13 protein-coding genes are annotated in these 10,789 nt (G+C 59.3%); 3 read left to right on the top strand and 10 right to left on the bottom strand.

Annotated features, from left to right (window positions below):
• Positions 1-710 precede the first annotated feature (710 nt).
• The 3 genes from XF30_RS38595 (at position 711) to XF30_RS22060 (ending at position 1,997) form a co-directional block, all read left to right on the top strand.
• A complete protein-coding gene (locus XF30_RS38595; protein WP_192893218.1) occupies positions 711-866 on the top strand; it encodes a hypothetical protein in 156 nt (51 codons plus the stop codon).
• 88 nt (positions 867-954) lie between these two features.
• The gene (locus XF30_RS22065; protein WP_158284401.1) at positions 955-1,599 is read left to right on the top strand and encodes a DUF433 domain-containing protein; all 645 of its coding nucleotides are present in this window, start codon (positions 955-957) and stop codon (positions 1,597-1,599) included.
• A gap of 29 nt (positions 1,600-1,628) precedes the next feature.
• Complete coding sequence (locus tag XF30_RS22060; protein ID WP_146207741.1) at positions 1,629-1,997, top strand: DUF5615 family PIN-like protein; 369 nt, start codon at positions 1,629-1,631, stop codon at positions 1,995-1,997.
• 536 nt (positions 1,998-2,533) lie between these two features.
• On the opposite strand, the gene XF30_RS22055 is transcribed toward XF30_RS22060, so the two are convergent.
• The 10 genes from XF30_RS22055 to XF30_RS21995 form a co-directional block, all read right to left on the bottom strand.
• Positions 2,534-3,307: a hypothetical protein gene (locus XF30_RS22055; protein ID WP_146207740.1), complete on the bottom strand. Its 774-nt coding sequence runs from the start codon at positions 3,305-3,307 to the stop codon at positions 2,534-2,536.
• 164 nt (positions 3,308-3,471) lie between these two features.
• A complete protein-coding gene (locus XF30_RS37835; RefSeq protein WP_146207739.1) occupies positions 3,472-3,744 on the bottom strand; it encodes a hypothetical protein in 273 nt (90 codons plus the stop codon).
• 393 nt (positions 3,745-4,137) lie between these two features.
• Positions 4,138-4,701, bottom strand: coding sequence for a hypothetical protein (locus XF30_RS22045; protein WP_109143844.1), 564 nt, complete (start codon positions 4,699-4,701; stop codon positions 4,138-4,140).
• 159 nt (positions 4,702-4,860) lie between these two features.
• Positions 4,861-5,493 carry a hypothetical protein gene (locus tag XF30_RS22040; RefSeq protein ID WP_109143843.1) on the bottom strand — a complete coding sequence of 211 codons (633 nt, stop codon included), beginning with the start codon at positions 5,491-5,493 and terminating at the stop codon, positions 4,861-4,863.
• 331 nt (positions 5,494-5,824) lie between these two features.
• Positions 5,825-6,220: a hypothetical protein gene (locus XF30_RS22030; protein ID WP_146207738.1), complete on the bottom strand. Its 396-nt coding sequence runs from the start codon at positions 6,218-6,220 to the stop codon at positions 5,825-5,827.
• 1,195 nt (positions 6,221-7,415) lie between these two features.
• On the bottom strand, positions 7,416-7,685 hold the full coding sequence (locus tag XF30_RS22015) for a hypothetical protein (RefSeq protein ID WP_109143839.1): 270 nt from the start codon (positions 7,683-7,685) through the stop codon (positions 7,416-7,418).
• Between the two features lie 822 nt (positions 7,686-8,507).
• Positions 8,508-8,948, bottom strand: coding sequence for a hypothetical protein (locus XF30_RS22005; RefSeq protein ID WP_146207737.1), 441 nt, complete (start codon positions 8,946-8,948; stop codon positions 8,508-8,510).
• 370 nt (positions 8,949-9,318) lie between these two features.
• Positions 9,319-9,495 carry a hypothetical protein gene (locus XF30_RS38190; protein ID WP_158284400.1) on the bottom strand — a complete coding sequence of 59 codons (177 nt, stop codon included), beginning with the start codon at positions 9,493-9,495 and terminating at the stop codon, positions 9,319-9,321.
• Between the two features lie 52 nt (positions 9,496-9,547).
• Positions 9,548-10,003, bottom strand: coding sequence for a hypothetical protein (locus tag XF30_RS22000; RefSeq protein WP_109143836.1), 456 nt, complete (start codon positions 10,001-10,003; stop codon positions 9,548-9,550).
• Between the two features lie 75 nt (positions 10,004-10,078).
• Positions 10,079-10,462, bottom strand: coding sequence for a hypothetical protein (locus XF30_RS21995; protein WP_109143835.1), 384 nt, complete (start codon positions 10,460-10,462; stop codon positions 10,079-10,081).
• Between the last annotated feature and the right edge of the window lie 327 nt (positions 10,463-10,789).

Below are 10,789 nucleotides of genomic sequence, written 5' to 3'. Positions count from 1 at the left end.
ATGCCTTGAACGAGACCGTCTCGCCGGCCGTCATGCAGCCAGCCAGCATGGCGCAGGCCGCCACAATCGCCAAAATGCGCATGCTAAAATCCCCCACCGAAAGGGCGCATGCAAGCGCAACCATTGCGCGAGAGCAAGAGCAGTTTGCGCGGGATCGGTGGCTGCCCTCAGTCAAAAGGTCTAAGACGGTCGTTTGTTACCGCTATGCACCTCGCGTCCTCTAGGCGTACTGCAGCAACGGGGGTTCGATTGCCGGTCATCGAGCTCGCTTGTCGAGCAGGACATCGCGGCCGTGAGGCTGGTCTGGAGAGCCTTGTTGGGACGGCTCAGGGGGAGAGGGGAGCTGGGCGTCTCCCCATTCGGGGCACCCTCTCGACGCGAGCCGTCGGCCTCCCGGACCCGAGCGGCGCGGCGGATCCCCAGGCGGGAGTATCTTGCCAGGGTTGTGCCGCCCGAGCGGAGGCCTGGGAGGTCCTGCAGCACGCTGCGGGCAGTGGGCCACCTCTTTCCTGGCGACGACGCCGGCGAGGCCCTCAGCACCGCCGCGATGGCCGGCGCAATCGATCGCATGAACGGGGCCCGGGGGGGGCGGCTACGCGGCCGCGCTGGACCGATCCCAAGCTTGGCGGGGACGCCGTGCCGCAGGCTTCGAGTCGACTTTCAAGGACTGGTGCACCGAGCAGACCGGCTACCCAAACGAGATGTCTGAGATGACGCTGGCGCACACCGTGTCGGACAAGGTCGAGTCGGCCTACCGCCGCGGCGACATGCGTGAAAAGCGCCGGCGGATGAAGCCGACAGGGCGGCGTTCTGTGGCTGGGTACCGGTGGAGCAGGGACGGCAACGTGGTGCCGATGAAGGCCTGATTGATTCGGGTCACGTTAAGTGGAGGTCTGCTATGCTCCGATATGCCTCTTTCCGACCAAAAGCGCTCGGCATAGTCTAGCAATGGCCATGAGCAAAAATGTCCTTATAGCAGCGTTCAGCGAAGATCACGCCGTTCGGCTAACTGGTCTGACGCACGGGCAGCTGCGTTCGTGGGATCGTGCTGGCTTTTTTCAGCCTCGATACGCCTACGAATTTCGGACGGCGCCCTATAGCCGCGTGTATTCCTTCCAGGACATCGTTGGGCTCAGGACGATCGCCGTGCTCATGAAGGAGTACAAGATCTCGCTGCAAAAGCTGCGAAAAGTCGCAGGGGAGCTGATTCGCCGCGGATATGATCATTGGGCAGATGTGAAACTGTATGTGGTCAAAGGACAGGTTCACTTCCGTCCCCCCAAATCGGATGACATCGAGGGCGTCTGGGACGGACAGCTCGCGATGGTTCCGGTGGTCGACGTCATCAATGACGTGGAAGCTCGTGTCGACCAACTGAAGAAGCGAGACGAGAGCCAGCTCGGTCACGTTGAACGTCATAAGTTCGTTGTGAGAAATAGCTCGGTGGTCGCGGGGACGCGCATCCCGACGGCGACGATTCGTCGCTTCAATGAAGCCGGATATTCGGTCGATCAGATCGTCAAGCAATATCCCAGCCTCACCCCGGAAGATGTGCAAGCAGCACTTGCGCATGAGGAAAGACTCGCCCGGCGCGCATAATTGGTCATACTTCATGGCCAATGTATTTCATGCTCGACGAGAATGTGCCTCAAGACGTGGCCGATATGCTCATTGCGCACGGCCACAAGGCGGAATTCATTCGTCAATACGTGGTGCCGGGCACGCCAGACCAAATTGTCGCCACCGCCTCCCAAGAACTGGAAGCCGTCCTGATCAGCTTTGATGGCGATTTCGAAACTATCGCGCCGCGCGTCCCAAAGGGGCAGCGTAACCGCTTTCGTCGCTTAAGCCGAATTTTGATGCGGTGCAGTGAACCGCAAGCGGCTCTCCGGCTTTCGAGAGTTTTGGATTTCGTGGTGCGCGAGTTTGAGCTTGCCACGCCGAGCGCTCCGATGCGCCTGACCATCGGCAAGAGCTATCTTCGCACCGATCGATAGGGCCGCGACGGAGGAAGATCAGTGCCTGCTTACCTCGTCCGCATCATCGACAGCCGTGACCTATTTAAGCGTAAGGCACGCGGCATAGATTCTCGCCTTCACGCCATTGGGATCAGATCGCCGGCTATATGTGCAGGAATAGCCATCAGCCGTAGATCCGGCGTTTTGTAGAGCGCCGTTCTCATAACTTATGAGACACTGACCGCCGACTACCAATTCTCCCGTTTGGCACTTCGCCGAAAAATCGGAACTGTTCTGTGTACTTCCTTCTCGCAACTCAACCTTCAAATGTTTGATCGTAGAAGCAGCAATCCTGCCTGCGACATACTCTGTCACTGCGCCGCCAGCGCTCGTGAGCAATACGATTGAGCCTCCTGCGAGGGCGGTGCCTATCGCCCCGATAATCCCACCAATCAGCGCACCTCTAAGCCCCTCGTTTCTTGCTGAGTCGGCCATGGTAGCCTCCCTATCGAGAAGCGGGAATGTGTCTCAACCGGAGGGCGAGCGCAAGGTTCATCGATGGTGCCGACCGCGAATTACAATCGTCCCGTTGTGACATCTTTGAGTGCCCCTCGGACAGAGCGACCAGCGCGCTCGAGGTGCGGATAAATTTTGAGTGCCTCCTCTTCAAATTGCTCCGCTTCGGGGATCGCTAGCCCGTCAAGGGCTCTCATCGCCGGATCAAAGCAGCTAAAGAGCCGCGCCCTGATCATAGTGACGTGCTCGTCGTGATACAGATCCAACGTTGCGTTGGTGCGGCGCTCTTTCTCGCTGGCGACGAAGTCGATCGCCTGAGCCAGTGCGGCGAGTCGAAAGTAGAACTGAGTTACGGCGGGAAGGGTCGACGCATCAAGAAGACCAAGCTTGCCAGCAACTCCCGGCAAAACCACATTTTCAGTTGGTGCGAATTTTCGGATTTCTGGGGTAAGCATTCTGCTCTTGGGCCAATCCCTCCATGGATTTACATAGTCGTTCACACACCGAGCCGCGCGATCGGAAATTTCGGCGTAAAGGCCGGCTTTGAGGGCTGCGCGATCCTGCTCAATTTGATCGCTCGCAAGTTTGATCTGGGTCTGAACTTGATGCTCGATGCCACGCCAGGCGACGACCGCGGCAATGAGGGTCATGACGCCGCCGATGACACCTCCAACGACATTGCCTGAGAAGCCAAGCCAATCTGAAGTGTGTGCAGGAGGTTCGGATTTGACCAGTGGCAGAAACACGGAAAGGACAATGGTCAAGGTAACCGCGAGAAGGAGCAAGCCGATCGCGCCCGCGCCCTGATCGATCCCACGCAACCAGTTGCGCACATCGGCCTCCAATCAGTTTCGTCCCTGGAGCCACTCAATCGCAGCGAGCCCAACGGACGCACTGCGGGCAAGGCGAGCGCAGGGGCTCAGTGGACCAAACTCACAACCACGGCCACTACCAATAGCAAACACATGCATACAACAGTGCGGTCCGATGCGGTTCATTAGTAGCGTCGGCAGTACAATTGATATTGGGATACTGCGTTTTCAAAATCGCTTTGAGCGGAGCGCAGCCGGCGAAACTCTGATGAGCAGTCGTCAGAACCTTTGCTGTAACCCAAGCACGAGGTGTATCGCTTCAGACGCGTCTCAATATCGCTGATCGCGAAATTGTAAGATGAAATCGCCAAATCGCAGTCGGCACGCGCTGCGCTGGCAAAGGTCGTCGTCGCTAGAGCGACGCTGACAACAATCGTCAAATATTTTCGATTAAACATGGCTGCCCCCGGATGTCACCCCAATCCAACCTCAACCGTAGGATGAGCGCAAGTGAACAAACAAACAGGTTGGCAAATGCTTGGCCGACAGGCCATCTTCCGCAGGCGGCAAGGAGGGATACGCTTGCGCTTCTTTCAAGTGGTCTTGGTTTTTCTGCTGCTAGGTAACGCTGCGTTCGCCAAAGAGCGCGCTGCAGGACCCCGCAGCCAAATCGCAGTGCATCGTGAACGCGTCCGAGTTGCCATCGGGGACGCCAACGGTCGTGTGTCCAACCCGCAGCAGTTCGCCGGGCAAATACTGCGTCTGTCCCAGATTCTCGAAGGACGGCGACATAGAAGGATACTATGCTGGGACGGTAAGATAGCCAACCGCAACGCGGGCGAGCGCAAGGCCTAGGGCTTGGGTGCATTTGCTGTCTTCGAGTCCTTGGTCGCGGCGAGCGCCTGAAAGGCACCTTCAGCTTTCACCAGTCCCGTGACGAAGCATCCGATCGAGACCACCATGGCGCCAATGCCAATGTAACGGAAAATCTCGCCCGCAAGCCGGTGTCCATTTGATGATTTCGTATCCTGAAAATACGGCTGCTCGTAAGTGCGGGTCTGCCGCGTTGAAGAACCTGCGATCATAAGATTCGTGAAGTAGGCAGCCGCCGCGGCGACCACCGCGGCCGCAACGCCAGTTCCGAAGTAGAGCAAAGGCGCCGACATTTGTGAGAGTTGAACCGTGGAAACTACATCCTTGGTCGCGAGCGTCCCAAGGAACGCTAGCATGGCGACAGAGCTGCCGCCGTTGATCAGGATCACAGCCTTGATAGCTTCTTCGGCCGCTTTGACGGCTGCTTCGTTCGCCTTCTGACCGAACTGGGTCATGAGGTCGTGTTGTCGCTCAGCTAAACGAACTCTCAGCTGAAGTTGCTCTTTTGGGTCAAGAAGGGGCTGGGGCTGCGGTGCGTCCATGATACCTCAATTGGTCCAGCAATAGAGCGGTCAACCGGCCATGCGATTCGATTCGACGGCGTGCAACATCCTTAGAGGATAGCTCGACGCACTAAGGCAAAATAGTGGGTTGATTCGTCAATGCAGCGCCACGACTCAGGCGCGTCCTTGCACTGTCCGTCAGGTTCTCACTAGAGCTTGGGCGCCATATTCACTCCAATCCCCCACCAGCGAGGCAGTCGGCGGGACAGACGAACGGCAGAGTTCTGTCAGCTTGTCGCTGAGTCGCCCGACCAGCAAGATCAGGTCCCGCATCTCGTCGTATGTTATCGATTTCCAATTCTTGCGGTCCAAGAGGTGCACCACTCCGAAATTGCGGAAATGAACTAGCCTGGAATGAATGGCCCAATCGACCTCTAGGTAGATCGAAAGAAAGTCAGCGGCCATCTGAGTGGGTGAGGAGCCGAATATGGACTGCAGCCCTTCATACTCGCCGTACACCTTCTGAATGAGCACGCGTTGCGTCTCAGGATGCTTGAGACGCTTGTATACGCCTTGGAAGCTCACGGTCTTTTCGTCGCTGTCCAGTAGGATGCACGTTCGAACGACGGCCATCATTAGCGTGCCGTCCTGAAAACCCAGCGCGGCCTGCTGCCATCCCTGCGAATACGCGGCGTTATCTTGCGCCTTCCTGATAGCCTCATTCACCCCGTCGGCAAGGCCGAAAGACATCGAGGCCAAAGTAGCGATCGCGGATAACCGAGGCGCCGCGAGGATGATGAAGTCGGCGTCTGCTGCAGCTTGATCGCTCATCCCTAAATCCAATGATAAAACGCCCAGCCTGCCAGCAGCACGGCGGTGACCATAAATTCGACGCGGCGAGGACGGTGCACTTATCTTTCTCGCTCGTAGCCGTATGCCACAACTCCTCCAGTCAGAATGCAAAGGCCGAGCGTAATGGCGAAATGGTTGATTTCGTTATCAGCAAAGGATCGCATTCCAAGTTGGTAAAATATCCCTTGGGGGATGTCCGTCCCCCAAAGTGTGATGATCGCCCCGACCCACATGGATATTTTGGCGCCAAGCATGGTTTCGTTGCCCTCAGAACTCTGCGCTTTGCTAGGCCGCTCTCTCCCGGTCCGCTTCAATCTAAGTGGGTACAGACACCGGCAAGGACGTCGTCGTTCTCAGCAATCGAAAAGTCCTTCAATGCGCTCGTATCGAACTCTCGGATAATTAGCAGCCTCACTTGGACATAACCGCCGGACACGTAGATGGCTTTAAATGATTGTTCTTTTGAGCCGACGTCCAGAACTTTGACCGTCTCCCAAAGCGCCGACGACAGTGTGCCGAGCATTCGACCGTCTGCACGATCGACAACGAATTCCTTATTCACATAGGTGCTCAGGAGTTGGTGAGGAAAGAGCTTGCCGTCTTTCAGAGCGTATGCATGTTTGACAATGCACTTGTAAGCCGCTGAGCTTCGTGCGCTCGTTTCGAGCGGCTGGAAGAGGGCCGCGGCAAGTATCGCGGCCGCCACAAGGTTGCATCTCATTTCTTCGCCTTTAGTCCCAGCTCGACCAGCCGGCGGATGGCTTCCGAGCGGTTTGGTTGGTCTTCTTGCCCGGCGGACCATGTTTCAATTGCGTCGGTTAGCTCCGCCGATAGACGCAACGCGGTAACGGGGTCCTTTCCAGTCGCCGGACGCCCCCGCTTCTTTTTGGGTATTACCTTATTTGACTTTGCCATAAATTGTGTATAACCTAAATGCAAGCCGAGGGGAAGTTGCAGCTTCCGCCGGCTCTACCTCAACCACGAAGGGTATCCAATGATCGAGGCTGACAGCGTGTATAGCACGCCACCCCCCTAAACACGTCTGTAGGTCCGCTGAGCGGACTGGCTAACCAGCAGCGCGAGCGGCAGACATCGCTCCGTCGCCTCGCCGGACTCAGGAAAGAGGCATCTGCCGGGCCGGCTGAGCGCCTTTCTGGACGCATCCGACCCGTACGTCATGACCGAGCTGAAGGAGCAGTGCGAGGACGAGGGGTCCGAGCATGACGGCCGGGAGCCGGACATGGAAGAGGAGGATGGTGGGGAGGACGAACCTTCCCTTGGTAGTCTGGCGCGGCATCCAAGCTGTTATGGTGCCGACGGCCCCAATTCGACGGGCGACCAAACCTGCTGGGCTGCGGGCGGCAGTCGAGATCTTGAGGACGAGCACGATGGGGCTGAGCCTGACGAGGAAGGGGGCCGTTACTCGGCTGGACCACAAGCGGCGTCCTGGGTGGCCTCAGTGATGCCGAGCAGGACGACTGCGACCGCGAGGATGACGACCCGGACGAAGCGAAGCAGCAGGCGCCGGAAATGTGCCCGTGCGTCTGATACGACTGTTAGCCGGCCGGCTCTGTTTTAGGCGAGCCTTCGCCTCGCAATGGCCGGCGCAATCATCAGCGGGCTTGATGCCGCTGGACCGACATTCCCGCTGTACCACTACTGAGCAGCGAGGCCCGCCGGTTCACACTGGCGGGCCATCTGGTTCGATTTGACCACTGAGATCCGGAAATTTTTCCAAGGACATTGATCTATCGCAACTAGCACGCCTAATCCGGATACAGCCTCCTAGCAGGAGGCAACGATGCGACCTTGGATGCAGTCCTGGATGTTTCATGTACTAGCGTGGGGGTCAGCGGCCTTGGGCTTGGCGGTCATCCTTTCCACGAGCCTGTAAGCCTGCCTCACTTGGCGAATTGCGGTGGCTTGCCGCTCTCGAAGTCCGGCCTGACGTCGGCACCGCTGGTGCCGCAGCCAGCGCAGATGAAGCGCGGCTCGATATCAGACAGGCGGACATCATCAGACCAGCGATCGGCGCTCAGCGCGACGTGGTGGCCGCAATGGCAGTAGACCAGCACACGACGCAATCCCATCTCACGCATCTGGCCGAAAGTAATCTTAAGTGGCCGGCCGTCGGCGTGCGTTGGTGTGTGGCGTCGGGCAGGGCGGGGCATGCCCGTTATCGAGCCAAGCCGCTCTCCAGAGTCAAATTACCAAATCCTACCGGCGCGGAACGTATGCGAACTACTGCCCGTGGTGGTCTAAGATGCCTATTCCGCCGCGCCGAAACATCAATCGTCTCGGTATCGAGCTGCTCGCAGGAGTGGCGGCAGCGCCGGCTTCGGAGGCCGCTGCTTCGGATCCTTACGATTGAAGTGTCCGCGGGTCGGCATCGGAATCGCATATTGCTTGCAGAGGCCGCGCAGTGCTGTCTCGGTGATGCCGAGGTCGGCGCCCGCACAGATCGTGGTTTTGCTCCACACGAGGTCGCGGACCTTCGCTCTGCTTATCTTGACCTGCGTGCCGCGAATGCGGACGTCGATATCTCGGCTCTTGGGCAACCGTGTGATTTTGCTCGAAAGCTTTGGTCGCGATGTCTTCCATCCTCGAGCGGCGACGGCCCAGGCGCTCTGGGTACGGATATGGAAATGGCGCGCACGCTTTCTTGAGCTTGCAGTATCGCCGGGTCCACGACTGCTGTTCCTCGTCGTCGAAAGGATAGAAAGGCAGGTCGACGGAGCGGGCCCAGGTGGCGCCGGCTGGTATGTAGGCCGGCTGTTGGAGGTCGAAGTCCCACCACAGGGCGTCAGCGAGCCTGGTACGTTGCTCCCGACCGGCCAGGTGGTCGATCGTCTCAGCGCAGTACCGCGGCCCGCCTGTCGGCCCGCCGGCCACTGGCGCGATGATGCCGACGTTGAGGAGCTCCTCGAGCTCGTGCCCTCTCAACTGGAGCCGTTCGAGGACCTCGCTCGCTTCGTAAAGGCGAGGAGCAGTGGTCATCGCGTTCCGGCTCCCCCGGCAACCCGGGTCCATCGGATCGAGCGTTGCCCAAACGCCGTGTTGAAATAGCCCTTCGGGGGGATCGGCACTTCGAAGAGCGCGCAGATGCGCCTGAGCACGTGCTTCTTGAGCCCGAGGCGACCTGCCACCTCTGCCAAGGGCGCGTTCCAAACGCGTAGGCCGAGCTCAGCTCGAGAGATTCCGGTGTACTTGATGACCTGTTCGTTCTGAAGAGCAGCCAGACGTTCGATCATCTGCTCGGCATAGGCCGCAGCCAGCATCGCCTTCTTGATCTCAGGAGGTGGTTCGTGAGGTACGTCCGGCCGCGCCGGCGGATCCTGAGCCTGGTGGGCGGCGACGCCGGCCGACTGATGCGGCAGATGATGGCCGTCGGCGAACAGCGTTCCGGTGTCGAGGCCTTCCCTATCGTGGCGCATGCTTTGCTCTCCATGAGCCCCCGCACGCGTTTGGGACCACTGAAGCCGAGCCCAGTCAACCGTGAGAGTTTGTCGCCTTTGTCGATATTGCGCGAAGTATCTGAGATTTTGCAGGCCGTCGGCGTTCTGGATCGGCGTTGTCGGGTCGGTTGCTATCGCAAAACTCGACAGGCGAGGGCGAGGCACTCCGAATCAGAGGGCCGTGTGGGCCTGCGTTTATCTATTTTGTTCGTTTTAGCGTTTTGGAATGAGCAACTTCGTCGACCGAGGCTGCTCGTTCGTTCTGAACACTAGCTGTCCGGGGTACTTTCCGGCCGGGAAGCTCGATAAGATGACTTTTTGGGCCCGGGACCTATCTGAGCCACGCGCTCTAAACGCGATAACCCTGGCAGGCGAGCACCTCGCGAAGTAGTGCGATTTTCTCGTCGCCGCTTCCGGGTCGACGCAGCACCTCGCGCACCTCATCGACCAGCCGCTCGAGCCGCTCCACATGCGCCTGCACAGCGTCGTGTCGGCGGTCCCGTTCAACCTGGTCGATCGCGATCATGGCCACGCAATTCCAGTTGCGGCGCAAGCGGCCAAACTTTCCATTTCGGGCTTCACTGCCAGTTTCCTTTTGGCTGAGTTCGCACGCCGGCGGCAGCCGCAGCATGCAGCATCTTCTCGCGACCGAAGAGATTGAACGGTTTGCCTTCGCTCTCCTCGATTATGGATTGTGCCTGCAGTCTCATGAACTCGTCGGCGTACTCACGACCCTGGAGCTGCGCGATCATGTTGTATTGGCGAATCAACTTCGCGATAAGGCGATCGCCGGACCAACGAACAACAGCCTGCTGGATCCGCACAATCCAGTAGGCCACGAACACAGCGGCGCTGGCGACGATCAGGCCGGAGTACAGCGGGGAAAGGTGGTTGCCGTAAGCGCCAAGCGCCCATGCAATGCGCCAAGTGGGCTCGTGCCAGAAGAATAGGACTACCCCGGTTACGATCCCAAGTATTGCGATGGCACTGGCAAATCCCAGGGTGAAGACCGTGTAGAACTGGCCGCGGGGCATCGAAAACCTCCGTTCTGGGGCTCAACGCCAGATTGCCGTAGCTGGAAGGCCTCTGCAAGCCCGGCAGAAGGCCGCTTAGTCGAGGTAGGAGGGCCGCTGGATGCGTTGCATGGCGACGAGGGCCCGTTGGATCGCACGCTCCCGACGAGCTGCCAGGCGAGCCGCCGCCGACGGCTTCTTCAACCGGATCTTGGGTCGCTTCTTCCGGACCCTCTGGACCGGGATCGGAACGCCCGGAGCGTGGTGGAGCTCGCAGCGCTTGTTCAGCTGCCCTTTGCGAATGCGGGTCTTGGTCGTGAGCGCGATAAACGTGCGCTTGCAGCCAGGCTCCGCGCAGACGGATTGATAGCGGATCATCTCGACGTAGCGGCCATCCCTCATCCAGTGATCCTTAGGGCCGAGGATCTCGTACGGCCGCCCTCGAGACTTGAACGTGCGGCCGGGAGCGAAGCGGTTCATTGAGGCCTCCCTGCATTGCGGACGTCGGCCAGCGATGTGAATGGACGCAATAGCCGGCGCGGGCGCCTCGCTCGCGGAGGAGCGGCCAGCGGCGGGGGTGTCAGCGGTGGCAGCGGATTCCGCCTAAACGGGCTTGGGACAAAATAGAGGGAGGAGGGGGCAAAAAGCCTTGGTGTATCCGCGCGCGCAAGTGACACCGCTGACACCCCCCGTGCTGGCGGGGGCTTCCAAGCGTCTTTGCCGTCAGCGCTGTCAGCGGTTGTCAGCGCGCCGAGGCCTCCGCTGCTCGCGTTATGGAGACGCGAATCCGGACACAAAGGCGCTGAC

This window comes from Bradyrhizobium sp. SUTN9-2, from assembly GCF_003122645.1.
Lineage (GTDB): Bacteria > Pseudomonadota > Alphaproteobacteria > Rhizobiales > Xanthobacteraceae > Bradyrhizobium > Bradyrhizobium yuanmingense.
Note: the sequence above shows the minus strand (reverse complement) of the source record. Positions and strands in the feature narration are given on the sequence as shown.

Bases quoted from the DNA above. Each gene is read 5' to 3' on its own strand.
- XF30_RS22065 (WP_158284401.1), top strand. From the start codon at position 955: ATGAGCAAAAATGTCCTTATAGCAGCGTTCAGCGAAGATCACGCCGTT.
- XF30_RS22045 (WP_109143844.1), bottom strand. From the start codon at position 4,701: ATGGACGCACCGCAGCCCCAGCCCCTTCTTGACCCAAAAGAGCAACTT.
- XF30_RS21995 (WP_109143835.1), bottom strand. From the start codon at position 10,462: ATGAACCGCTTCGCTCCCGGCCGCACGTTCAAGTCTCGAGGGCGGCCG.
- XF30_RS22040 (WP_109143843.1), bottom strand. From the start codon at position 5,493: ATGAGCGATCAAGCTGCAGCAGACGCCGACTTCATCATCCTCGCGGCG.
- XF30_RS22005 (WP_146207737.1), bottom strand. From the start codon at position 8,948: ATGCGCCACGATAGGGAAGGCCTCGACACCGGAACGCTGTTCGCCGAC.
- XF30_RS22000 (WP_109143836.1), bottom strand. From the start codon at position 10,003: ATGCCCCGCGGCCAGTTCTACACGGTCTTCACCCTGGGATTTGCCAGT.
- XF30_RS37835 (WP_146207739.1), bottom strand. From the start codon at position 3,744: ATGTTTAATCGAAAATATTTGACGATTGTTGTCAGCGTCGCTCTAGCG.
- XF30_RS38595 (WP_192893218.1), top strand. From the start codon at position 711: ATGACGCTGGCGCACACCGTGTCGGACAAGGTCGAGTCGGCCTACCGC.
- XF30_RS38190 (WP_158284400.1), bottom strand. From the start codon at position 9,495: ATGATCGCGATCGACCAGGTTGAACGGGACCGCCGACACGACGCTGTG.
- XF30_RS22015 (WP_109143839.1), bottom strand. From the start codon at position 7,685: ATGCCCCGCCCTGCCCGACGCCACACACCAACGCACGCCGACGGCCGG.
- XF30_RS22060 (WP_146207741.1), top strand. From the start codon at position 1,629: ATGCTCGACGAGAATGTGCCTCAAGACGTGGCCGATATGCTCATTGCG.